Source organism: Microbacterium deferens, assembly GCF_045517775.1.
In the GTDB taxonomy this organism is placed as follows: Bacteria; Actinomycetota; Actinomycetes; order Actinomycetales; family Microbacteriaceae; genus Microbacterium.
This window is the reverse complement of record NZ_JBEUWT010000003.1, coordinates 226,175-248,957: the sequence shown is the minus strand read 5'-3', so window position 1 is coordinate 248,957 and position 22,783 is coordinate 226,175. Positions and strand designations below refer to the sequence as shown.

General features: G+C 68.5%; 25 protein-coding genes. 13 read left to right on the top strand and 12 right to left on the bottom strand.

The window, feature by feature from the left end:
• Positions 1 to 20 precede the first annotated feature (20 nt).
• From hisD to ABTU82_RS13455, 3 genes are read left to right on the top strand one after another with little or no spacing between them, the layout of a single operon-like run.
• The gene (gene hisD, locus ABTU82_RS13465) at positions 21 to 1,322 is read left to right on the top strand and encodes a histidinol dehydrogenase (RefSeq protein ID WP_116648431.1); all 1,302 of its coding nucleotides are present in this window, start codon (positions 21 to 23) and stop codon (positions 1,320 to 1,322) included.
• A 12-nt stretch (positions 1,323 to 1,334) separates the two neighbouring features.
• Positions 1,335 to 1,820 (top strand): transcriptional regulator NrdR, encoded by a 486-nt coding sequence (gene nrdR, locus ABTU82_RS13460; RefSeq protein WP_116648432.1) that lies wholly within the window; start codon positions 1,335 to 1,337, stop codon positions 1,818 to 1,820.
• 23 nt (positions 1,821 to 1,843) lie between these two features.
• The gene (locus ABTU82_RS13455; protein ID WP_407173824.1) at positions 1,844 to 2,866 is read left to right on the top strand and encodes a quinone-dependent dihydroorotate dehydrogenase; all 1,023 of its coding nucleotides are present in this window, start codon (positions 1,844 to 1,846) and stop codon (positions 2,864 to 2,866) included.
• A 6-nt stretch (positions 2,867 to 2,872) separates the two neighbouring features.
• Here ABTU82_RS13455 and ABTU82_RS13450 read toward each other — a convergent pair whose 3' ends face one another.
• Positions 2,873 to 3,445, bottom strand: a complete 573-nt coding sequence (locus ABTU82_RS13450; protein ID WP_116648434.1) for a DUF3043 domain-containing protein — start codon at positions 3,443 to 3,445, stop codon at positions 2,873 to 2,875.
• Between the two features lie 45 nt (positions 3,446 to 3,490).
• Between ABTU82_RS13450 and ABTU82_RS13445 the strand changes: the two genes are divergently transcribed.
• The 6 genes from ABTU82_RS13445 to ABTU82_RS13420 all read left to right on the top strand — a co-directional run bounded on the left by ABTU82_RS13445 (position 3,491) and on the right by ABTU82_RS13420 (position 9,427).
• Positions 3,491 to 4,885 carry a dipeptidase gene (locus ABTU82_RS13445; RefSeq protein WP_407173823.1) on the top strand — a complete coding sequence of 465 codons (1,395 nt, stop codon included), beginning with the start codon at positions 3,491 to 3,493 and terminating at the stop codon, positions 4,883 to 4,885.
• Between the two features lie 69 nt (positions 4,886 to 4,954).
• Complete coding sequence (gene erpA, locus ABTU82_RS13440) at positions 4,955 to 5,320, top strand: iron-sulfur cluster insertion protein ErpA (protein WP_116648436.1); 366 nt, start codon at positions 4,955 to 4,957, stop codon at positions 5,318 to 5,320.
• A gap of 207 nt (positions 5,321 to 5,527) precedes the next feature.
• Positions 5,528 to 6,430: an aa3-type cytochrome oxidase subunit II gene (gene ctaC / locus ABTU82_RS13435; RefSeq protein WP_407173822.1), complete on the top strand. Its 903-nt coding sequence runs from the start codon at positions 5,528 to 5,530 to the stop codon at positions 6,428 to 6,430.
• A 5-nt stretch (positions 6,431 to 6,435) separates the two neighbouring features.
• Positions 6,436 to 8,202, top strand: coding sequence for an aa3-type cytochrome oxidase subunit I (ctaD, locus tag ABTU82_RS13430; protein WP_116648437.1), 1,767 nt, complete (start codon positions 6,436 to 6,438; stop codon positions 8,200 to 8,202).
• Positions 8,203 to 8,634, top strand: coding sequence for a cytochrome c oxidase subunit 4 (locus tag ABTU82_RS13425; protein ID WP_407173821.1), 432 nt, complete (start codon positions 8,203 to 8,205; stop codon positions 8,632 to 8,634).
• Positions 8,635 to 8,638: 4 nt separating this feature from the next.
• Positions 8,639 to 9,427, top strand: a complete 789-nt coding sequence (locus ABTU82_RS13420; protein WP_407173820.1) for a PP2C family protein-serine/threonine phosphatase — start codon at positions 8,639 to 8,641, stop codon at positions 9,425 to 9,427.
• On the opposite strand, the gene ABTU82_RS13415 is transcribed toward ABTU82_RS13420, so the two are convergent.
• The 5 genes from ABTU82_RS13415 to ctaE form a co-directional block, all read right to left on the bottom strand.
• Positions 9,397 to 9,846, bottom strand: a complete 450-nt coding sequence (locus ABTU82_RS13415) for a rhodanese-like domain-containing protein (RefSeq protein ID WP_407173819.1) — start codon at positions 9,844 to 9,846, stop codon at positions 9,397 to 9,399. The genes ABTU82_RS13420 and ABTU82_RS13415 overlap by 31 nt on opposite strands.
• 159 nt (positions 9,847 to 10,005) lie before the next feature.
• Positions 10,006 to 11,814 carry a cytochrome bc1 complex cytochrome b subunit gene (qcrB, locus tag ABTU82_RS13410; RefSeq protein WP_407173864.1) on the bottom strand — a complete coding sequence of 603 codons (1,809 nt, stop codon included), beginning with the start codon at positions 11,812 to 11,814 and terminating at the stop codon, positions 10,006 to 10,008.
• Positions 11,815 to 11,858: 44 nt separating this feature from the next.
• The gene (gene qcrA, locus ABTU82_RS13405) at positions 11,859 to 12,938 is read right to left on the bottom strand and encodes a cytochrome bc1 complex Rieske iron-sulfur subunit (RefSeq protein ID WP_116648442.1); all 1,080 of its coding nucleotides are present in this window, start codon (positions 12,936 to 12,938) and stop codon (positions 11,859 to 11,861) included.
• Between the two features lie 45 nt (positions 12,939 to 12,983).
• Entirely contained in the window at positions 12,984 to 13,787 is an 804-nt protein-coding gene (qcrC, locus tag ABTU82_RS13400) for a cytochrome bc1 complex diheme cytochrome c subunit (protein ID WP_116648443.1), read from the bottom strand.
• Positions 13,788 to 13,806: 19 nt separating this feature from the next.
• Complete coding sequence (gene ctaE, locus ABTU82_RS13395; protein WP_116648547.1) at positions 13,807 to 14,436, bottom strand: aa3-type cytochrome oxidase subunit III; 630 nt, start codon at positions 14,434 to 14,436, stop codon at positions 13,807 to 13,809.
• A 170-nt stretch (positions 14,437 to 14,606) separates the two neighbouring features.
• Here ctaE and trpD point away from each other — a divergent pair, with 170 nt between their 5' ends.
• Both trpD and ABTU82_RS13385 read left to right on the top strand, forming a co-directional pair.
• Positions 14,607 to 15,674: an anthranilate phosphoribosyltransferase gene (gene trpD, locus ABTU82_RS13390; RefSeq protein WP_116648444.1), complete on the top strand. Its 1,068-nt coding sequence runs from the start codon at positions 14,607 to 14,609 to the stop codon at positions 15,672 to 15,674.
• A 27-nt stretch (positions 15,675 to 15,701) separates the two neighbouring features.
• Positions 15,702 to 16,694: a PHP domain-containing protein gene (locus tag ABTU82_RS13385; RefSeq protein WP_205781280.1), complete on the top strand. Its 993-nt coding sequence runs from the start codon at positions 15,702 to 15,704 to the stop codon at positions 16,692 to 16,694.
• A gap of 11 nt (positions 16,695 to 16,705) precedes the next feature.
• On the opposite strand, the gene ABTU82_RS13380 is transcribed toward ABTU82_RS13385, so the two are convergent.
• The 4 genes from ABTU82_RS13380 to ABTU82_RS13365 all read right to left on the bottom strand — a co-directional run bounded on the left by ABTU82_RS13380 (position 16,706) and on the right by ABTU82_RS13365 (position 20,007).
• Positions 16,706 to 17,023: an SHOCT domain-containing protein gene (locus tag ABTU82_RS13380; protein WP_407173818.1), complete on the bottom strand. Its 318-nt coding sequence runs from the start codon at positions 17,021 to 17,023 to the stop codon at positions 16,706 to 16,708.
• A 129-nt stretch (positions 17,024 to 17,152) separates the two neighbouring features.
• Positions 17,153 to 17,815 carry a response regulator gene (locus ABTU82_RS13375; protein WP_407173817.1) on the bottom strand — a complete coding sequence of 221 codons (663 nt, stop codon included), beginning with the start codon at positions 17,813 to 17,815 and terminating at the stop codon, positions 17,153 to 17,155.
• Positions 17,812 to 18,981, bottom strand: coding sequence for a sensor histidine kinase (locus ABTU82_RS13370; RefSeq protein ID WP_407173816.1), 1,170 nt, complete (start codon positions 18,979 to 18,981; stop codon positions 17,812 to 17,814). Before ABTU82_RS13370 ends, ABTU82_RS13375 begins: the two co-directional genes overlap by 4 nt.
• A 96-nt stretch (positions 18,982 to 19,077) precedes the next feature.
• Positions 19,078 to 20,007, bottom strand: coding sequence for a 5'-3' exonuclease (locus ABTU82_RS13365; RefSeq protein WP_407173815.1), 930 nt, complete (start codon positions 20,005 to 20,007; stop codon positions 19,078 to 19,080).
• A 73-nt stretch (positions 20,008 to 20,080) separates the two neighbouring features.
• Between ABTU82_RS13365 and ABTU82_RS13360 the strand changes: the two genes are divergently transcribed.
• Positions 20,081 to 20,632, top strand: a complete 552-nt coding sequence (locus tag ABTU82_RS13360) for a hypothetical protein (protein WP_407173814.1) — start codon at positions 20,081 to 20,083, stop codon at positions 20,630 to 20,632.
• 137 nt (positions 20,633 to 20,769) lie between these two features.
• Here ABTU82_RS13360 and ABTU82_RS13355 read toward each other — a convergent pair whose 3' ends face one another.
• On the bottom strand, positions 20,770 to 21,540 hold the full coding sequence (locus ABTU82_RS13355) for a hypothetical protein (protein WP_407173813.1): 771 nt from the start codon (positions 21,538 to 21,540) through the stop codon (positions 20,770 to 20,772).
• A 5-nt stretch (positions 21,541 to 21,545) separates the two neighbouring features.
• Complete coding sequence (locus tag ABTU82_RS13350) at positions 21,546 to 22,079, bottom strand: hypothetical protein (RefSeq protein WP_133241770.1); 534 nt, start codon at positions 22,077 to 22,079, stop codon at positions 21,546 to 21,548.
• Between the two features lie 93 nt (positions 22,080 to 22,172).
• Between ABTU82_RS13350 and ABTU82_RS13345 the strand changes: the two genes are divergently transcribed.
• Positions 22,173 to 22,763: a nucleoside deaminase gene (locus ABTU82_RS13345; protein ID WP_407173812.1), complete on the top strand. Its 591-nt coding sequence runs from the start codon at positions 22,173 to 22,175 to the stop codon at positions 22,761 to 22,763.
• Positions 22,764 to 22,783: the final 20 nt, after the last annotated feature.

The following is a 22,783-nucleotide window of genomic DNA, read 5'->3' as shown; positions in this document are numbered from 1 at the left end:
CCAGCCGGTAGCCTTGACGGATGCTTCGAACCATCGATCTGCGCGGTCGCACCCTGTCACCGGCCGAGTTGCTCGCCGCCGTTCCGCGTGCCGAAGGAGCCCGTGACGAGGCGCTGAGTGTCGCCTCGGAGATCGTCGCCGACGTCGCGGAGCGCGGAGAGGCCGCGCTCCGCGAACAGGCCACCGCGTTCGACGGGGTGAGCGACCACGACCTCCGGGTTCCGGCATCCCACCTCGTGGAGGCACTCGGCCAGCTCGCCCCTGATGTGCGAGCCGCTCTCGAGGAGGCCATCGCGCGGGTGCGCCGGGCATCCGCCGCGCAGGTGCCCGCACCGGTCGTGACCGAACTCGCGCCGGGCGCCCGGGTGGCGCAGCGCTGGCAGCCCGTGCGCCGGGTGGGCGTCTACGTGCCGGGCGGCAAGGCCGTGTACCCGTCGAGCGTTGTGATGAATGTGGTTCCCGCGCAGGTCGCGGGCGTATCCGAGGTCGCCCTCACGTCGCCGCCCCAGCGCGAGTTCGGCGGACGGGTGCACCCCACGATCCTCGCGGCCGCCCACCTCCTCGGTGTCACCGAGGTGTACGCGCTGGGCGGTGCCGGCGCGATCGGGGCTCTCGCCCACGGTGTGCCGGCCATCGGGCTCGAGCCCGTCGACGTCGTGACCGGCCCGGGAAACAACTTCGTCGCCGCCGCCAAGCGCGTTGTCGCCGGTCGGGTCGGCACGGACTCGGAGGCCGGTGCGACCGAGATCCTCGTCGTCGCCGATGCCTCGGCCGATGCCCGGTTGGTCGCCGCCGATCTCGTGAGCCAGGCCGAGCACGACGAACAGGCCTCCGCGGTGCTCGTGACCGATTCTCCCGAGCTCGCCCTCGCCGTCTCGGCCGCCGTCGACGCGCGAGCCGCCGCGACCCGCCACAGCGCACGAGTGGCGGCTGCGCTCACCGGTCCGCAGTCGGCGATCGTCCTCGTCGACGACATCGATGCGGCAACCGCGTTCAGCAACGCCTACGCACCCGAGCACCTCGAGTTGCAGCTCGCGGACGCCCGCCCGGAGGAATTCGTGCACGCCGGAGCGATCTTCGTCGGCCCGCACACCCCGGTCAGCCTGGGGGATTACCTCGCGGGCAGCAATCACGTGCTCCCGACGGGTGGTCAGGCGCGCTTCCAGCCGGGTCTGTCGGCCGCCACGTTCCTCCGTCCGCAGCAGGTCATCGAGTACGACCGTGCCGCTCTCGCGACCGTGCGCGACGGAATCGTCGCCCTCGCCGAGGCCGAGGCCCTGCCGGCGCACGGCGAGGCCGTCGTGGCCCGGTTCGAGGCGTAGTCTTTCGGTGCCATGCACTGCCCCTTCTGTCGCCACCCCGATTCCCGTGTCATCGACTCCCGAACGAGCGATGACGGCCTCAGCATCCGTCGTCGACGCCAGTGCCCCCAGTGCGGCGGTCGGTTCTCGACCGTCGAGACGGCGAGCCTGAACGTCATCAAGCGCTCCGGCGTGATCGAACCGTTCAGTCGCGAGAAGGTCATGTCGGGCGTTCGCAAAGCCTGCCAGGGCCGCCCCGTGACCGACGCCGATCTCGCGATGCTGGCACAGTCGGTCGAAGAGGCCGTACGCCAGACCGGTTCGTCGCAGATCGACGCGAACGAGATCGGTCTGGCGATCCTGGGTCCTCTCCGCGAGCTCGACGAGGTGGCGTTCCTGCGCTTCGCCAGCGTCTACCAGGCGTTCGAGTCGCTGGAGGACTTCGAGACGGCCATCGAGCAGCTGCGTGTGGATCACCGCGATCGTCGCCGGGCGCGCGACGCGGCGCAGGTCGACTGACGCGGTCCAGTAACCTGGCGGGGATGTATCCCCTTCTCTTCCGGCACGTGCTGTCGCGGATCGATCCCGAGCGCGCCCACCACCTCGCCGTGCCGGTGATCCGGCTGTTCGGCGTGCGCCCGTTCTCCTGGGCCGTGCGCGCCGTGACGGCACCCGCCCCCGAACTGCGCACGCGGGCCCTCGGCCTCGAGTTCGATTCGCCGTTCGGCGTGGCGGCCGGGTTCGACAAAGACGTGCGCATGGTGCGCGGCCTCGGAGCGCTCGGCTTCGGACATGTCGAGGTCGGCACGCTCACGGCTCTCGCGCAGCCAGGCAACCCGCGTCCGCGCCTGTTCCGCCTCGTGGCCGATCGAGCCGTCATCAACCGGATGGGGTTCAACAACTCGGGTGCCGCTGCGGCCGCGGAACGCCTGGGCCGGCTGCGCCGGCGTGGCGGGCGCACCGTCGTCGGTGTGAACATCGGCAAGAGCCGCGCGGTCGACGTCGAGGCCGCGACCGCCGATTACGTGCGCAGCACCGAACTCCTGGCGCCGTTGGCCGACTACCTCGTCGTCAACGTGTCGTCACCGAACACCCCCGGCCTGCGCGGTCTGCAGGCGGTCGAGACCCTGCGTCCTCTGCTGCAGGCGGTGAGGGATGCTGCGGGCGGCGCGCCGTTGCTGGTCAAGATCGCCCCCGACCTCCCCGACGACGAGGTGCACGCGGTCTCGCGTCTCGCGGTGGACCTGGGCCTTGCCGGCCTCATCGCCACGAACACGACGATCTCGCGAGAGGGTCTCCTCACCCCCGCGGGTGTCGTCGAGGCGGCGGGCGCGGGCGGGCTCTCGGGAGCGCCGCTGAAGGAACGTGCTCTCGCGGTGCTGCGTCTCGTGCGCGAGGTCGTTCCGGCGGAGTTCGCCGTGATTTCGGCCGGCGGGGTCGAGACGGCCGACGACGTACGAGAGCGCCTCGCGGCGGGCGCGACCCTGGTGCAGGGCTACACGGCTTTCCTGTATCGCGGGCCCTTCTGGGCTCGACAGATCAACCGCGGACTGCGCCGCGGGTGAGCGGGATCAGACCGGGTAGCCGCCGCGCTTGACCTGGGGCTTGGGCAGGCGCATGAAGCGCATCTGCACGGTGCGCATCGCCGCGTACCAGCCGAGGCCCTTCTCCATGCGGGCCTCGCCGAACTTGTTGCGGGCTTCCTTCTTCACGCGGCGCCCGGTGAGCACCATGTCACCGATCGTCAGCAGCACGAAGACCATGAGCACCGGGTAGGCGAAGAGCTGGATGTAGACGTTCGGGATCAGGGTGAACAGGATCACGAGGATCGCCATCGGCATGAGCGCCTCACCGAGGTGCCAACCGGCGTCGACCCAGTCACGGGCGAACCGGCGCTGCGGGCCCTTGTCGCGCAGCGGGAGGTACTTGTCCTCACCGGCTGCCATGCCGGCTCGAGCGCGGTCGCGTGCGACGGCGAGTTCGGCGCGGGCGCGGGCGCGGGCTTCCTTCGTGTCGGCAACGAGCGGGCGCTTGCGCGCGGCCTCCTGCTCGGCGCGCGTGGGCGTTGCGCGGCCCTTGCCGCTGCCGGAAGCGAACTCCTCTTCGGGAGCTTCGTTCGATGCGGGGGCGGGGGACTTGGCCACGGTGAACCTCGAAAACGTCGTTGCGGGAGCCTTAAGATTACCCGCATGACCCCCGAAACTTCCCGACAGGACGCTGTGCGCTCCGCCGCGACCGAAGGTATCCCGACCGCTCTCGCCGATCTCGGCGCCCTGGTGCGGATCCCGTCCATCGCCTGGCCGGCGTTCGACCAGACGCAGCTAGAGCGCAGCGCCGAGGCCGTGGCGGATCTCGCCCGTGAGATCGGGGTGTTCGATTCCGTCGAGATCGCCCGCGCGGCGATCCCCGGAACCGACGAACTCGGCCAGCCCGCCGTCCTCGCGGTCCGCCGCGCGCGCAACGGCCGCCCGACCGTCCTGCTCTACGCCCACCACGACGTGCAGCCCCCCGGAGACGAGTCGCTCTGGGAGTCGCCGCCGTTCGAGCCGACCGTGCGCGGCGGCCGCCTCTACGGTCGCGGTGCCGCCGACGACAAGGCCGGCGTCATGGCGCACCTGGCCTCCCTGCGCGCGCTCACGGCCGCCGTCGGCGACGACTTCGACCTCGGTGTCGCGCTCTTCATCGAGGGGGAGGAGGAGTACGGTTCGCGCTCGTTCGCGACGTTCCTCTCCGACCACGCCGACGTGCTGCGCTCCGACGTGATCGTCGTGGCCGATTCGGGCAACTGGGACGAGAAGACCCCGGCCCTCACGGTGTCCCTCCGTGGCAACGCGCGGTTCACGCTGCGCGTGCGCACGCTCGACCACGCCTCGCACTCGGGCATGTTCGGCGGCGCCGTCCCCGACGCGATGCTCGCCACGGTCAAGCTCCTGGCGACCCTGTGGGACGACGACGGCGCGGTCGCGGTCGAGGGATTGCAGGAGAGGGATGCTGCCACCCCCGACTACACGGAGCAGACGCTCCGCTCGGAGACGGGGCTCCTCGACGGCGTCTCGCCGATCGGTACGGGCTCGTTCCTCGGCCGCATCTGGAACAAGCCGTCCGTGACGATCACGGGCATCGACGCCACGAGCGTGGAGGCGGCGTCGAACACGCTCGCGCCCGAGACCTCGGTCGTCATCAGCGCGCGCGTCGCGCCCGGGCAGCGCGCGGAGGACGCCTATGCCGCGATCGAGGCGCACCTGCGCGCGCACGCCCCCTTCGGAGCGCAGCTCGAATTCACCGACGTCGACTGCGGTGACGCGTTCCTCGTCGACACCAGCGGATGGGCCGTCGACGACGTGCGCGACGCCTTCCGCGAAGGGTACGGCGTCGAGCCGGTCGACGTGGGCGTGGGCGGTTCCATCCCGTTCATCGCCGACCTGGTCCGCGAGAACCCCGGCGCGCAGATCCTCGTCACCGGCGTGGAAGACCCGCACTCCCGGGCGCACAGTCCGAACGAGTCGCTGCACCTCGACACCTTCCGCAAAGCCGTGGTGTCGGAGGCGCTCCTGCTCGAGAAGCTCGACGCGCGTACGATCTGATCGAGCCCGCGCCGCCGGGGGCGGCGTACAATTGCAGCATCCGTTCGCCCCACACGCCTGAGGAGAGTCATGACCGACACTGCCCTGTCGACCGAGCCGACCGTCCGTGACCACGGTGTGTCGCTGACCGATACCGCCGCCGAGAAGGTCAAGAGCCTGCTCAGCCAGGAGGGTCGCGACGACCTCCGCCTGCGCGTGGCGGTCCAGCCCGGCGGCTGCTCCGGACTCATCTACCAGCTCTACTTCGACGAGCGCTTCCTCGACGGCGACAAGGCCGTCGACTTCGACGGTGTCGAGGTCATCGTCGACGACATGAGCGTCCCGTACCTCGACGGCGCGAAGATCGATTTCAAGGACACGATCTCCGAGCAGGGCTTCACCATCGACAACCCGAACGCTGCGGGCAGCTGCGCCTGCGGCGACTCGTTCCACTGAGACGAGCCCGCGGCCGTCAGGCCGTTCGACGTCGAGAGATCTCGACGTCCCGTCGATAGCAGACGACACGCGCAGACCCGCGGAAGTGCCCGGAAATCCGGCGGCTTCCGCGGGTTTCGTCGTTTCGTACCTGAATGCTTGGCCCGAGAACCATAAGAGGTTGCTCTAGACTGAGACAGCAATATTCTCGACCCGGAAAGGTGCACTGTGCCCTTGAAGACAGCGCCCTCCAGACGACGCCTCCGCCTGGCCGCACTTCCCGTCGGGATCGCCACGGCGCTCGTCCTGGCCGGCTGCACGACGACCGAGCTCAACGGGTTCCTCCCCGGCTTCACCGATGACGGTGTGCAGGCGACGAACCACACCGAGATGATCTCGGGCCTGTGGGTGAACTCCTGGCTCGTCCTCCTCGCGGTGGGCATCGTGACCTGGGCCCTCATGCTCTGGTCTGTCATCGTGTACCGCCGCCGCAAGGGCCAGACCGGTCTCCCCGTGCAGTTGCGCTACAACATGCCGATCGAGATCTTCTACACCGTCGTACCCCTGATCCTCGTGGTCGGCTTCTTCGCGTTCACCGCGCGTGACCAGACCATCCTCGAGACGCAGTACGACGACCCCGACGTCTCGATCACCGCGTTCGGCAAGCAGTGGGCGTGGGACTTCCAGTACAACGGCGACCGCGCGGACAACTCCGACGCCGTCTGGACGATGGGCGTCCAGGCCGAACCCGCCTCGAACGGCGACGTCGACCAGGAAGCACTGCCGACGCTGTACCTCCCGGTGAACAAGACCGTGAAGATCGAGCTGCAGTCGCGCGACGTGATCCACTCCTTCTGGATCATCGACTTCCTGTACAAGAAAGACATGTACATCGGTCGCGACAACTACATGTCTTTCATGCCGACGCGCGAGGGAACCTACGCCGGCAAGTGCGCCGAGCTCTGCGGCGAGTACCACTCGGCGATGCTTTTCAACGTCAAGGTCGTCAGCGAGACGGAGTACGAGAGCTACCTCTCGACCCTCCGTTCCGACGGACAGACCGGCGACATCGATGACGCCTACGACCGGTTGCAGAACAACACCGGCTTCGGCACTGCTGTGGAAGGTTAAGGCTGATGACGACCACACTTCCCCCGGAAGAGGCGACGGGCCCGTCGCGTCCGACGACTCTTCCCCCTCGGCAGGCGGCGCTGCTCACCTCCTCGCGCATCGAGCAGAAGGGCAACGTCTTCGTCAAGTGGATCACCTCCACTGACCACAAGACCATCGGGTACATGTACCTGATCGCCTCGGTGATCTTCTTCTGCCTCGGCGGCGTCATGGCGCTGATCATCCGTGCCGAGCTCTTCGAGCCCGGCATGCAGATCGTGCCCACGAAAGAGCAGTACAACCAGCTCTTCACCATGCACGGTACGATCATGCTCCTCATGTTCGCGACGCCGTTGTTCGCTGGCTTCGCGAACGCGATCCTGCCGCTGCAGATCGGCGCACCCGACGTGGCGTTCCCGCGTCTGAACTCCTTCGCCTTCTGGCTCTTCCTCTTCGGCTCGACCATTGCGGTCGCCGGCTTCCTCACCCCGGCCGGTGCGGCAGGCTTCGGGTGGTTCGCGTATCAACCGCTCGCGAACGCCAGCTTCTCGCCCGGCGTCGGAGGAAACCTCTGGATGCTCGGCCTCGGCATGAGCGGGTTCGGAACCATCCTCGGAGCGGTGAACTTCATCACCACGATCCTGACGATGCGTGCCCCGGGTATGACGATGTGGCGCATGCCGATCTTCACGTGGAACACGCTGATCACCAGCATCCTGATCCTTCTCGCGTTCCCCGTGCTGGCCGCCGCGATCTTCGCCGCCGCCGCCGACCGCGTTCTGGGTGCGCACATCTACGATCCGCAGAACGGTGGTGTTCTGCTCTGGCAGCACCTCTTCTGGTTCTTCGGACACCCCGAGGTCTACATCATCGCGCTGCCGTTCTTCGGCATCGTGTCGGAGATCTTCCCGGTCTTCAGCCGCAAGCCGATCTTCGGCTACAAGACGCTCGTCTACGCGACGATCGCGATCGCCGCCCTGTCGGTGGCCGTCTGGGCCCACCACATGTACGTGACGGGCGCGGTGCTGCTGCCGTTCTTCGCGCTCATGACGATGCTGATCGCCGTGCCTACCGGTGTGAAGATCTTCAACTGGATCGGCACGATGTGGCGGGGCTCGGTGACCTTCGAGACGCCGATGGTCTTCGCCCTCGGCTTCCTCCTCACCTTCGTCTTCGGTGGTCTGACCGGCGTCATCCTCGCGTCGCCGCCGCTGGACTTCCACCTGTCCGACTCCTACTTCGTCGTCGCCCACTTCCACTACGTGGTGTTCGGCACGGTCGTGTTCGCGATGTTCGCCGGCTTCTACTTCTGGTGGCCGAAGTGGACGGGGCGGATGCTGAACGAGCGTCTCGGCTTCGTGCACTTCTGGATGCTGTTCATCGGCTTCCACATGACGTTCCTCATCCAGCACTGGCTGGGCGTCGACGGCATGGTGCGTCGCTACGCCGACTACTCGGCAGCCGACGGCTGGACCTGGCAGAACCAGGTCTCGACCGTGGGTGCGATGATCCTCGGTGCGTCGATGATCCCGTTCTTCCTCAACGTCTGGATCACCTCCCGCAAGGCTGCCCGGATCACGGTCAACGACCCGTGGGGTTACGGCGCATCGCTCGAGTGGGCGACGTCGTGCCCGCCGCCGCGTCACAACTTCACGTCCATCCCGCGCATCCGCAGCGAGCGGCCCGCGTTCGACCTGAACCACCCCGAGGCCGGCATCCCGGTCGGCGTGGGTCCGGCGAAGGATGCACCCGAAGCGCCGGTCGTCGATGCGGACCAGGGAAAGGTCAAGTAAGTGCGTACGAACGTCGGTCTCTGGTGGATGCTGTCCGCCTTCTTCCTCCTCCTCGCGGTCGTCTACACCGTGTGGTCGCTGCTCTACTATCAGGGTGATTTCGTCAACCGCGTCGAGTGGGTCGGCTCGACGGCACTGCTGTTCACCTCGATCATGTCCGCGCTCATCGCGTTCTACGTGCAGCACGTGCACCGTGCGCAGGGAGGCGAGCTGCCGGAGGACGTGCTCACCGCCGACATCGACGACGGAGACCCCGAGCTCGGCGAGTTCAGCCCGTGGTCGTGGTGGCCGCTCGTGCTGGCGGGGTCCGCCGCCGTAGCGGTCCTGGGTCTGGCTATCGGCACGTTCTTGATGCCCATCGGGCTTGCTCTGTTCGCTGTCGCCATCGTCGGCTGGGTGTTCGAGTACTACCGCGGGTACTTCGCGCGCTGACCTCGTGCCCATCCGGCTGAGAGCGGCCGCCGTCTCCGATGTCGGCGTTCACCGCGAGACGAATCAGGATGCGGCGTTCACCGCACCCTGGGGAGCAGCGGTCGCCGACGGCGTCGGGGGCGGCCCGTCGGGCGATCTCGCGTCAGCCGCCCTCATACATCGGTTGGTGGCAGAGGGGGCCATGATCCCCGACCCTGAGACGCTGGTCGTGCGCATTCGCGAGGCGAACTGGGACATCCGCGCCCACGTGGAGCGCGACCCCGCCCTGCGTGGCATGGCGACCACCTTCACGGGTCTTTTCCTCGGAGCCGCCGGCGACCTCCTGGTGGCTCACACGGGCGACTCTCGCGCCTACCTGCTGCGAGACGGCTGGTTCACGCGCGAGACCCGCGATGACTCCTACGTGCAAGCGCTGGTGGATCACGGGCTCCTCGCCCCCGAGGCTGCAGCATCGCACCCCCGACGCAACATCATCACGGCGTCGCTCGGGGGTGGCGAGGACGACACGATCTCGGTGCTCGAACGCCAGCCTGTCGTCGGAGACCGGTGGCTGCTGTGCAGCGACGGCCTGACCGATTACGTGCCGGAGCTCGACATCGTCGAACTGCTGCGCTCGGCCGGTACCGCGGTCGACGCCGCGGCCGACATCGTCGCTCTCGCTCTCGAAGCCGGCACGCGCGACAATGTGACGGCCGTCGTCTGCGATGTCGTCGACACCGAGGCGGGGGCGGAGCACCCCGTCTTCTACGGCTCCGCCGGCCGCTACTTCACCGAGGACGTCGAAACGGCCTGAACGCGGGCTTCGCGCGCGGTCCTCACGACAGTGACGAGCGGGTCGAAGACACGGGGGAGCGGACCGTCGTCGTCTTCGGTGGGTTGTCCCTCGCGCACCCAATACTCGTACCCGCCGATCATCTCCTTCACGGTGAATCCGAGTTGAGCGAACGCGAGGGCCCCCCGCACGCCGCCGTTGCAGCCGGGGCTCCAGCAGTACACGACCACGGGGATCGCGGGGTCGAGCTCATCGAGCGCCCGGGACGATATCTCAGCGTGGGGGAGGTGCAGGGCCCCGCTGATGCGTCCCTGGCGCCAGGCCTCGTCGTTGCGGACGTCGACGAGCACGACGTCGCGGCCGGCGCGCTGGTCGGCGTAGACGTCGGCGGGATCAGTTTCGTGCGCAAGCCGGGCGACGAAGAAGGCGGGGTCGGTCATGGTTCGACGTTAGGGCCCGCGCGAGCGCGGCACGAGCGGCCGAGGTGCCAGTCGCCGCAGGATTCCTGACACGGCGGAGGACGGGGGGAGGGGGAGAACGGCGAATGCCCCGGCCCTCGCCTCAGAAGAGGCAGGGACGGGGCATTCGGATCGGGAGGACTACTTCTCGTCCTTCTGAGGATCCTTCTTCTCGGACGAATCGGTCTCGTCGAGGATCTTCGGGGCGCGCATCTCCACGTCGGCGCGCTCGTCATGCGGTGCCATCGCGGGACGGCCGTCTTCGGCTGCGCGCTCGCGAGCGCCCTCGATCTCACGCGCCTCTTCGTCGGCGAGGTGCTCGATCTCGTGGTGCTGATGCGCGGCCGCGGCGTCGAGTTCGGCCTGCGAGAGCGGTGCAAGGCGGTCTTCGAAGAACCAGCGCGAGATGCCGGCACGAAGGTTCTCGTGCCATGGGATCTGGCCCTTGGCGTTCGGTCGCACGACGAGCGGCTCATAGCCATCGTTCGAGACGAGCTTCCACCGGTCGAACTCGTCGACCGGCTGGTGCACCTCGATGTACTCGCCACCGGGGAGGCGGACGATACGGCCCGACTCGTAGCCGTGCAGGACGATCTCGCGGTCCTTCTTCTGCAGCGCGATGCAGATGCGCTTGGTGACGAAGTAGGCGATGATCGGGCCGATGATCAGCAGGGCCTGCAGGGTGTGGATGACGCCCTCCATCGTGACCCAGAAGTGCGTCGCGATGATGTCGGACGATGCCGCTGCCCACAGCACGGCGTAGAACGTGACGCCGGCGGCGCCGATCGCGGTGCGGGTCGCGGCGTTGCGCGGACGCTGGGCGATGTGGTGCTCGCGCTTGTCGCCCGTGACCCACGCCTCGATGAAGGGGTAGATCATGACGAGAACGATGAACAGACCCAGGACGGCGAGCGGCAGGATGATGTTCCACGAGAAGGTGTGGTCGAACAGCACCGTCTCGAGGTGCGGCGGCACCAGACGCAGCGCTCCGTCGGCGAAACCGATGTACCAGTCGGGCTGCGTACCCGCCGACACCGGCGACGGGTCGTAGGGGCCGTAGTTCCAGATCGGGTTGATCGTGAACATCGCAGCGATCGTGACGATCACACCGAAGACGATGAAGAAGAATCCACCCATCTTCGACGCGTACACCGGGAGGATCGGGTAGCCCACGACGTTGCTGTTCGTGCGGGCGGGGCCGGCGAACTGCGTGTGCTTGTTGACGATCATCAGCATGAGGTGCACGGCGAGCAGCGCCACGAGGATCGCCGGGAGCAGCAGGATGTGCAGCGTGTAGAGGCGTCCGACGATCGCCGTGCCCGGGAACTCTCCACCGAACAGGAGGAACGAGATCCAGGTGCCCACGAGCGGGATGCCCTTGACCATGCCGTCGATGATGCGCAGACCGTTGCCGGAGAGCAGATCGTCGGGGAGCGAGTAGCCGGTGAAGCCCTCTGCCATCGCGAGGATGAAGAGGATGAAGCCGATCACCCAGTTGAGCTCGCGGGGCTTGCGGAACGCACCCGTGAAGAAGACGCGCAGCATGTGCACGCCGATGCCGGCGATGAACGTGAGAGCGGCCCAGTGGTGGATCTGCCGGACGAGCAGACCGCCGCGCATGTCGAACGAGATGCGCAGTGTCGAATCCATCGCGGCCGACATGGCGATTCCGCGCATCGGCTCGTAGGCGCCGTCATAGTGCGTCTCGACCATGGAGGCCTGGAAGAAGAACGTCAGGAACGTTCCCGACAGCAGCACGACGACGAAGCTCCACAGAGCGACCTCGCCGAGCATGAACGACCAGTGGTCGGGGAAGATCTTGCGCCCGAGCTCCTTGACGAGGCCCGAGATGCTCGTGCGCTCGTCGAGGTAGTTGGCTGCGGCGCCGACGAAGCGGCCGCCCAGCGGCTTGCCGTCGCGCCCGGCCTCGGGCTTCGGCGTCTCGGTCACCGCCGGCTCGAGGGTGACGTTATCGGTGGGGTGAGATCCGGTACTCAATGACGCTCCCAGAAGCTCGGTCCGACGGGTTCGGTGAAGTCGCTACGAGCGACGAGATAGCCCTCGTCGTCGACGGTGATGGGCAGCTGCGGCAGCGGACGAGCGGCGGGCCCGAAGATGACCTTCGCGCCGTCGGCCACGTCGAACTGTGACTGGTGGCAGGGGCACAGCAGGTGGTGGGTCTGCTGCTCGTAGAGGGCGACGGGGCAGCCGACGTGCGTGCAGACCTTGGAGTACGCGACGATGCCGTCGTACGACCAGTCCTTCTTGTCATCGGCCTCGGTGAGCTGCTCGGGGAGCATGCGCATGAGCAGCACGATCGCCTTGGCCTTCTCCTCGAGGTACCCCTCGTCGTGGCCGAGGTCGGCGAGCTCTTCGGGGATGACGTGGAAAGCGGAACCGAGGGTGACGTCCGCGGCGCGGATGCGACGACCCGACGGGTCGTGAGCGAGGTGCGAGCCCTCTTTCCACATCGTGTGGCTGAGGAGCGCCACCGGGTTGCCCGCGATCGGGTTCTCGGGGGAGTTCTCCGGTGCCAGGCCGCGGAAGAGCGTGATGCCGGGGATGACCGAGGCGACGAGTGCGGCGAAGAGGGAGTTGCGGATCACCTCGCGGCGTCCGAAGCCCGACTCCTCGTTCGCGTCGACGAAGACGTTGATGGCGCCTTCACGCGTCGCATCGCGACCACGCGTCGCGTGACGCGGCTCGATGTACTCCTTGTCGGACATGACGGCCTTCGACCAGTGGATCGCGCCGATGCCGATGGCCAGCAGGGCGAAGCCGATGCCGAGTCCGATGAAGAGGTTGTTGTTGCGGATGTCGATCATCTCGCCCGATTCGATCGGGAAGATCATGTAGGCGATGCTGGCCCAGAGGCTGGCGGCGACCGACAGGTAGAACAGCGTGTAGACCGTGCGGACCGCGCGGCGCATGGCCTTGGGGTCCTGGTCGGTGACGCGGTGACGGTGGGGCGGCAGCTCCGTACCCTGCACGGGGTCGGGCACCACGACAGCGAGCCCGGAGGCGGGCTTCCATGAAGCCCTCTCGTGCTCGAGCGCGTCTTCCTCGTGTGCCATGTTGCTCCTCGTGCGTGTGATGTGTCGTGCGGGCGTCGGTCGAAACTAGTTCGACTTCGCCGTGATCCAGACGGTGAGGGCGATCAGCGAACCGATGCCGAACACCCAGATGAACAGGCCCTCGGAGACGGGACCCAGCGAACCCAGCGTGAAGCCGCCGACCGACGGGCTCTCCTGGTTGTACAGCAGGTAGGAGATGATGTCGCGCTTGTCTTCGACGGTCAGGTTCAGGTTGTTGAAGACGGGCATGTTCTGCGGGCCCGTGACCATGGCGGCGTACATGTTCACCGGGGTCGTGGTGTGCAGGTTGGGGGCGTACTTGCCCTCGGTCAGCGCACCGCCGGCGCCGGCGACGTTGTGGCACATCGCGCAGTTGATACGGAACAGCTCGGCACCGTTGGCCAGGTCGCCTTCACCGTCGAGAGTCTCCTCGTCGGGGAATGTCGGGCCCGGAGACGTCGACTGGACGTACTTGCCGAGCGCGTCGATCTGCTCCTCGGTGAACTGAACGGGCTTCTGCGGTGCCTGCGGGGCCTGCGCCTGCAGCGGCATGCGTCCGGTCGAGACCTGGAAGTGCACCGACAGCTCACCGGCGCCGTACAGCGACGGCCCGGCTTCGGACCCCTGCAGGTCCATACCGTGGCAGGTTGCGCAGTTCGCCTGGAAGAGCTTCTGTCCGTCTTCGACCGTCAGCGTGGACGTCGTCGCGGAGGTGTCGTCGGTCGCGGCCATCGCCGCGGACGCACCGGCGTAGATGCCGCCGGTGAGGAGCAGGCCGATGCCGATGAGTGCGGCCGCTGCCAGGGGGCTTCGGCGGCCGTTAGAGCGGCGCTTCTTCTCTCGTGCCATGTCGGGGTGCAGCTCCGCTCTATTTCAGGAAGTAGATGACAGCGAACAGGGCGATCCAGACCACGTCGACGAAGTGCCAGTAGTACGACACGACGATCGCGGTGGTCATCTCTTTGCGCCCGAAGTTCTTCACGGCGTACGCGCGGCCGATGACGAGGAGGAAGGCGATGAGGCCGCCCGTCACGTGCAGGGCGTGGAAGCCGGTGGTCAGGTAGAAGGCCGACGCATATGCGTTGGCGGTGATGGGCATGCCCTCGGCGACGAGCTGGGCGTACTCCCACACCTGTCCGGAGACGAAGATCGCGCCGAGCGCGAAGGTGAGGAAGAACCACTCGACCATGCCCCAGCCGAGGATGCCGCGCTTCTTCGTCGAGTAGGGCTGGTACCGCTCGGCGGCGAACACGCCCATCTGGCAGGTCACCGACGACAGCACGAGGATGATCGTGTTGCCCAGCGCGAACGGAACGTTCAGTAGCGCGCTCTCCTGCTCCCACAGACCGGAGGAGGTGCTGCGCAGCGTGAAGTAGATGGCGAACAGGCCGGCGAAGAACATGACCTCGCTGCCGAGCCAGACGATGGTGCCCACGGCAACCGGGTCCGGCCGCTTCACGGAGCGCAGAGCCTGGGAGTATGTCGCTGGGGTCGTCACCTGACCATTATGGACGATTTCGGCGTCGTAGTTTCGCACCGCCGGCCCAACAAACTGCTTCGTCTAACTAAGCACCGCCTAAGAATCGTCCGCGAGTTCACTGGATGCCGGGTGCGACGTGGGCGCGAGAACCGCGCGGTCATGCGGGCGGCCCTCACTAGGATCGAATCATGGCGGAGCGGTATTCCTGGCCCGAAATTCTCACGATGCTCCTCGACGGGCGCGACCTCAGCGTGTCGGAGTCGACCTGGGCGATGCAGCAGGTGATGGCGGGCGACGCCACGCCGTCGCAGTTGGCGGCCTTCCTCGTCGCGCTGCGGGCGAAAGGCGAGACGGTCGACGAGATCGTCGGCTTCCGCGACGCGATTCTCGAGGCCGCCGTCGGGTTGCCGGTCAAGGCCGACGTGCTCGATATCGTGGGCACCGGTGGCGACCGTCACCGCACGGTCAATGTCTCGACGATGTCGGCGATCGTCGCGGCCGCGACAGGCATCCCGGTCGTCAAGCACGGCAACCGCGCGGCCAGCTCGGCTTCCGGGTCGTCCGACGTCTTGCGCGAGCTCGGCATCGACCTGACGCTGTCGCCCGAGGCGGTGGCCGAGACGCTCGAGCGCACCGGCCTCACCTTCGCCTTCGCGACGGCGTTCCATCCCGGATTCCGCCACGCCGGTCCGACGCGTGCCGAACTCGGCATACCCACGGTCTTCAACTTCCTCGGTCCCCTGTGCAACCCGGCGCGCGCCGAGGCGAACGCGGTGGGTGTGGCGCACCTCGACCGCGTCCCTTTGATCACGGGGGTTTTCCGCACGCGCGGCGCGACCGCACTGGTCTTCCGCGGCGACGACGGTCTCGACGAGCTGACGACGACGGGTCACAGCCGCCTGTGGGAGGTCAGCCGCGGTGACGTGCACGAGCACGACCTCGACCCCCGCGACCTCGGTATCCGCTTCGCCGACCTCGACGACCTCCGTGGCGGGTCGCCCGCCGACAACGCCGAGGTCGTCCGTCGCGTGCTCGCCGGCGACACCGGTCCGGTGCGCGACATCGTGCTTCTCAACACGGCGGCGGGCATCGTCGCGTTCCGGCTCTTCCAGGATCCAACGCAGGTGCAGCGTCCGATCGTCGAGCGGCTCGCGGAGGGGATGGCTGCTGCTGCACAGGCCGTCGACGACGGCCGCGCGGCGGCGAAGCTCGACGACTGGGTTGAGACGAGCCGATCGCTCGCGACGCCGTCGTAGGGCCCGAGCTCAGGAGAGGAGATCGACGTGGATCCGCTCGACGCACTGAACGAGATCGCGTACCTGCTCGAGCGGGAGCGCTCCTCTCGCTACAAATCGAAGGCGTTTCGCACGGCGGCGCAGTCCATCGCAGACCTCGACGACGCGGCCCGGCGGGATCCGGCGCTCCGCCGTCGCAAGGGTGTCGGCGACTCCACCTTCGCCGTGATCACCCAGGCGCTCGACGGGCGTGTGCCCGACTATCTGGTCGGTCTGAGGGAGAAGGCGGGGGTCGCGACCGGCTCTGAGCTGCGGGGGCTCCTGCGGGGGGACCTTCACAGCCACAGCGAGTGGTCGGACGGTCTGACCCCGATCGAGCTCATGGTCGACGCGGGCCGCCGGCTCGGGCACGAGTACCTGGCCCTGACCGACCATTCCCCGCGCCTGCGCGTCGCGAACGGTCTCTCGCCCGAGCGGCTCCGTGAACAGATGGGCATCGTCGAGTCGTTTCGCGGTGACGGCTTCACCCTCCTCACCGGTATCGAGGTCGACATCCTCGACGACGGCGCGCTCGATCAGGAAGACGACCTGCTCGACGAACTGGACGTGGTCGTCGCATCCGCCCATTCCCAGCTCCGCATGGAGAGCGGTCCGATGACCCGTCGCCTGGTCGGGGCGGTCTCGAACCCGAGGGTCGACGTGCTCGGTCATGTCACCGGACGCCTCGTCGAGGGGGCGCGGGGAACGCGGCCCCCCTCGACGTTCGACCCGCGCGCCGTCTTCGACGCGGCTGCGGCGCACGGGGTGGCGGTGGAGATCAACTCGCGGCCCGAGCGCCAGGACCCTCCCGACGAACTGATCGCGATCGCCCTCGACGCGGGCTGCCTGTTCTCGATCGACTCCGACGCGCACGCACCTGGCCAGCTCTCCCTCATCGACTACGGCGCCGCGCGTGCGGAGCGGGCGGGTGTGCCCACTGATCGCGTCGTCACCACCTGGTCGCTCGAGCGCCTGCGGGAGTGGCTCGGCCGACGGCGGTGACCGCTCGCGGCTCAGCCGGGCTGCGCGTTGGCGCGCAGCACCTCGAGCCGCGCGCGATATTCGGTCTCATCGATGTCGCCCTTCGCGAACCGCTCGGCGAGAGTGCCTTCGGCCAGCTGGGCTGGACTGCGCCGGCCCCCGGGCCCGAAGCCGTTGGCTGCGGCGGCGCGGCGCCACCGACGGCCGAACACGGCGAAGAGCACGCCGATCAGCACGATCCAGAACAGGGGGATCAGCAGGAACCACCAGTTGAAGCCCGGGCCGCCCCACCCCCCGGGGTGATGGGCGGACAGGTGAGCGGCCGCCGCGGCGACCAGGGGTACGGACATGGAGTTCCTCTCCGTCGGGCCGCGGAAGATCGCGACCGGATGCGTCGAGTCCACTCCCATCGCGGTCGTCGCGAATCCACCCGGGGGAGGCACTTCGCCTGCATCCGGCGGAGTACCGTCGGTCGGCGTCTACTGCCACCCGGGCGCGACGAGCCCGGACTCGTACGCCAGCACGACCAGCTGGGCGCGGTCGCGCGAGTGCGATTTCTGCAGGATGCGCGAGACGTGCGTCTTCGCCGTCAACGGAGACAGCACGAGCCGCTCGGCGATCTCGTCGTTCGTCAGACCTTGCGCGACCAGCCGCAGCACCTCGCGCTCACGGTCGGTCAGCGCGGCCAGCAGTACAGGATCCGGACTCGCGCGCAGCCCGTCCGCGGCGCGCTCGAGCAGCCGCCGCGTCACGCCGGGTGAGAGCAGCGCGTCTCCGGCGACCGCGACCCGCACGGCGCGGATCAGATCGGCGGGTTCGGTGTCTTTGACGAGGAAGCCGCTCGCCCCGGCTCGGATGGCCCGGCCGACGTACTCGTCGAGCTCGAAGGTCGTCACGATCACGACGCGCACGTGTTCCAGCGCGGGGTCGACCGCGATCTGCTCGGTCGTCCACAGCCCGTCTCCGTCGGGCATGCGGATGTCGATCAGCACGACGTCGACCGGTGTCGTGCGCAGCATCCGCAGCAGCTCTTCGCCCCCCGACGCTTCGACGACGACGTCGATGTCGGGCTCGGAGTCGAGCAGCGACCGGAACCCCGCGCGCACGAGCTGGTGGTCGTCGGCGAGCGCGACGCGGATCACGGGGCGCCGCGCCAGGGGAGCCGGGCGGCGATGACGGTGCCGTGACGCGAGTCGGACGAGATCACGAGCGTGCCGCCGGCGAGCTCGGCCCGTTCGCGCATGCCGCGGATGCCGCCTCCCGCGACGTGGTCGGGAACCATCCCGGTGCCGTCGTCGCCGACCGTGGCGACGAGATCGTCGGCGTCACGCGCGAGCGTCACCGTGGCGGTGGTCGCCCCCGAGTGACGCACGACGTTCGTGAGTGCCTCCTGCACGATGCGATAAGCCGTGGTCTGCACGACGCTCGGCGGGGTCTCTCCGCGCAGTTCGTCGTCGAGCCTGACCTCGAGTCCGAGTCCCGACCGGTCGCGGGCGAGAAGCGACAGGTCGGCGAGCTGGGGTTGTGGAGTCAGCGGCGCGCTGGTCGGGTGCCGTTCGTCACCACGCAGGAACGACAGGACGCCGCGCACCTCGTCGAGACCCGTGGCACTGAGGGCGCGGATGCTTCTGAGCGCCTCGCGGGCGCGCTCGGGATCGCGGTCGAACAGATGCAGCCCCACGCCGGACTGCACCGAGATCTGGCTCAGCGAGTGGGCGAGCACGTCGTGGAGCTCGCGGGCGATGCGCGCGCGTTCGTCCTGTTCGGCGGTGCGGCGGCGTTCGTTCAGCTGCGCCCGGCGCTCGTCGACAGCCGCACGGCGGGCACGGAACCCCTCGCCGATGGCGAAGCAGACGCCGAGCCCGACCGTCACGACCGCGACGCGGAACGGATGCCACGACGTGTCTGCGCGCAGACCCGCGATCGCGATCGCGACCACCCAGCCCGCGCCGACGGCGCCGAGGGCCCAGAAGCGGGCGCCGCGCACGACGGCGCCGATGATCGCGAAGGCGAGGGCGAACATCGGAGGCCCCGCGTCGGGGCGGAGGAGGAGCCCGGCGACGGTGAGGGCGGTGACGGCGACCACCGTCGGACCGGGGAAGCGGCGGGCGCCGAGCAGGGCGAGCGCGGATGCGGCCGCGAGAGCGATCGCCAGCGCTGCGCTCGGACCCCACGAGCGCCCGGCGGCGGTGATCGCGATCGTTCCGGGCACCTGCAGCACGAAGGCGGCGATGACGGGGAGGTACAGGGTGACCCCGGGCGGCGGGCGGAAGCGGGGCGCGCCGTCGTCCCAGGTGGTGCTCGGCATGCGCTCGATGCTACGCCGCGCCGGTGGGCCGGGCGTCGGCCGCACGGACCGGTGCGGTGTACTCCCGGGGGAGTACTCGGATGCTTCGGTGGCTCGTCAGCGGGCGAGCGCGGCGATCGCGCGGCCCATCGGGCCGGTGAGGTTCCAGCGCTCGGCGAGCGCGTCCGCCGCATCCGTCCTCTCGGCGTCGAGCGGCACGATGGCCGTCGGTACCTCGGCGAGCGGCAGGTCGCGAACGACCTCGACCACCGTCGGCGCGACGGCGATGTAGTCGAGCGCGGCCAGAATCTTCGCCTGCTGACCGGCGGGCATGCCTTCGCCGGCGCGTGCCGCCGCGACGATGCCGGCGAGGTCGCCGTGCGCGGCCAAGAGCGACGCGGCCGACTTGTCTCCGATGCCCTTGACGCCGGGAAGGCCATCGGAGGAGTCGCCCCTCATCGACGCGAAGTCGGCGTACTGCCGCGCGTGCACCCCGTACTTGGCGAACACGACGTCGTCGGTGACGATCTCGAGGTTGCTCATGCCGCGCGCGGTGTAGATGATGCGCACGGCCCGGTCGTCGTCGACGAGCTGGAACAGGTCGCGGTCGCCGGTGACGATGTCGACGGGCATGTCGGCCGTCGTCGCGAGCGTGCCGATGACGTCGTCGGCTTCGTGCTCGGCCGCACCCACGATCGCGATGCCGAGGGCGTCGAGCGTCTCGCGGATGACCGGCACCTGCAGTTCGAGCGGATCGGGCACGACCTCGACATCGGGCGCGTTCTCGACCGGCTCGGCGACACGGTGGGTCTTGTAGCTCGGGATCAGGTCGACCCGCCACTGCGGGCGCCAGTCGTCATCCCAGCACGCGACGATGTGGGTGGGTTCGTAGGTCGCGACGAGCTTCGCGATGATGTCGAGGAACCCGCGCACGGCGTTGACCGAGGTGCCGTCGGGCGCCTTGACGGTGTCGGGCACGCCGTAGAACGCACGGAAGTACAGCGACGCGCTGTCGAGCAGAAGCAACTTCTCGGGCCGTGGTGCCATGTGCTCAGCGTAGTGACGTCGCCCTCTGCCGCTCGCGTCCTCCGATCCCCACCGGGTCGCTATGCTCTGACCCGTGTCGCACGTCGCTGACCCGCTGGCGGTACTCGGCACGCGATGGGCGGAAAGCGAATGCTGGGACCTGAAGTGGCGCGGGTTCTTCCGCTTACGCCCTGAGCTGGTCGCCCGTGCGCCTCTGAGGTTTCTCGACTGGACGATCGACGGCCAGCCGCTCCGCGACAGGCTCGCGTTTGCGAACGGACGAGCGTGCGAGGACATCACGTTCCTGTCGGAAGGCTCTTACGGCGATCCATTCGCCATCGAGAGTCTTCGCGCGCTCCTCGGGGAGAACGAATCCGGGTTCGACCCTTGGGTGCAGTTCACGGACGGCCGTGCCGGTCTGCTGTTCTGTCCGCAGTGCGGGGACCTCGAATGCGGCGCGGTGAGCGCGGACGTACGCTTCACCCGAGACGCTGTCGAATGGCGTGATATCGCGTATCAAAGCGGCGTCACTGAGGACACCGGCACTTCCGAGATACCCGTCTTCTCGCTCCGATTCGATCGCGCTCAGTATGAGACGACCGTGCGCGGGCTCCTGGCCGAGTGGGGACCCTTGCCTGCCCTCTGACGCTCCGCGCGGAAGTACAGCGACGCGGTGTCGATGGGGCAGGTTGCGGGCGTAGGAGACGGCGCCGGCGTAGGACGTCTTGCGGCGATGTGTCCTGCGCCGGCGCCATGTCCTACGCCCGACACGGATGATGCGGATCAGCAGCCGGGGCCGGAGGGGTTCTCGGCGCAGGTCTTGTCGACAAGCGCCGTGCGCGCTTCGAAGATCTCGACGCGCTGACCGGGACCGGCCGCGGTGACGACCCCCATCACCGGGCGCCAGCCGGTGCCGAAGTCGACGGCGGCGACGTACTCGACCGACACGACCGCGATGTAGACGCCGCGGGAACCGTAGGCGTGGCTCGTCGGGGTGGCCGTGAACTGCGGTTGACCCAGCGCGGTCCATGCGGCGCCGCCGGATGCAGACCGAGCGGACGAGCCGTCGCCGTAGGAGAAGACATAGGCCGACGGGGAGAAGCGCACCGTCACCGGCCTGTCGAAGAGCGTGCCGGTGAGAGTCTGCGTCGACGCGGAGGCGACGAAGTTGGTCGGCATGCCGACGATGCCGACACCGCCGGGTTCGGCCTCGAACGACGGCTTCGCGGGCGCGAACGACGCGAGGTCGGATGCCATCACGTCGGGCAGCGAGACCACCCCGAACCCGCGGCCCCGGCACAAGACGTCGGCCGGCCCGCAGTCCTGCGGCGCGATGGCTTGCGAACCGGCGTCGGGGGAGGAGCCGGTGCTCGGAGGCGCATGACCGCCGGGGGAGGCGTTCGAGCCGCCGGAACCGACCGTGCCCCCGACGGTGACCTGCGAACCGTCCGTGGAGGCATGGCAGGTGGTGCCCCATGTGCCGACGTCATTGCATTGTTTGCCGGCGATGGGCAATGTGGTCAGACCTGCCAGAAGAGCGACAGTGACAAGCACGCGGACTAATCGCATACTGGTTCCCCGCTGCGTCCAGAAACTGAACTGACTTGCAAGCTTCCCGCTGCAGTTCGCGGGCCTTCCACTGTCACCCGCAGGCTCTGAACGGGAACACGGTCAGGATCGACGATCGATTCCCCGCTGAGTTCAGTCAACTCGACTGTCGAGACGTCAAGGCACACGGAGAAGTGGATGATGCCGTTCTCCAGGTCAGCCGACTCGCGTTGCAGATCGGTAATCGTTGATTCGCCCGACTTTGCTACTTGATCGGCGTGATATGTGGAGAGCCCTCTACGGTCGCTGGTGTTGAGCTCGCCGGTGGTGAGGGCGAAGACGGGCTCGAACGTCTCGGGGTCGCTCAGGTCGACCTGGTTGAGCGCGTCGACATAGGCGCGGTAGGTCTGCTCCGCTGCGGCGAACGCCTCTTCTTCGGTGGCGAAAGCGGGGGTGGTCTCTTCCGGTTCGGGGGTGACGGAGCATCCGCCCATCACAAGGACCATCGTGGCGAGGGCGGCGGAAGCGACGTGGCGAGCGTTCACCCGATCAGGGTACGAGGTGGGCGCGGACCCCGCCGGGGTTCTCCACAACGCCGCTGTAACAAGCGGTTCACACGGATGGGCGAGGATGTCGGCATGACACTTGCGACCGGCTTCTCCGTCTCCCTTCCCGAATGGCTGCGGGGCGAGCTCGATCAGCTGCCCGACGCGCTCGAAACCGCAGAGGAGCGGATGGACCTCGTGAACGCGCTCGCCGACCGCAACTGGCGCGAGGGCAACGGCGGACCGTTCGCGGCGATCGTCGTGGAGGCCGCCACCGGTCGCCTCGTCTCGGCGGGCGTCAACGTGGTGCTGAGCTCGGGTCTCAGCTCGCAGCACGCAGAGGTCACCGCCCTCGGGCTCGCCCAGACCGCGCTCGGCCGGTGGGACCTGGGTGCCGACGGTGCCGACCTCGAGCTCGTCGTCAACTGGCGTCCGTGCGTCATGTGCTACGGCTCGACCATGTGGAGCGGCGTGCGCTCGCTCGTGATCGCCGGTGATGGTCCGGAGCTCGAGGAGCTGAGCGGGTTCGACGAGGGGCCGATGGTCTCCGACTGGGCGGAGCAGTTCGAAGCGCGCGGAATCCGCGTGCGCATCGGGGTGCGAAACGCCGAGGCGATCGAGGTCTTCCGGGCCTACGGCGCGTCGGACGCCACCGTCTACAACGCGCGCGGCGCCGTCGACTGACGGGCGTCGCCGACGGGTCG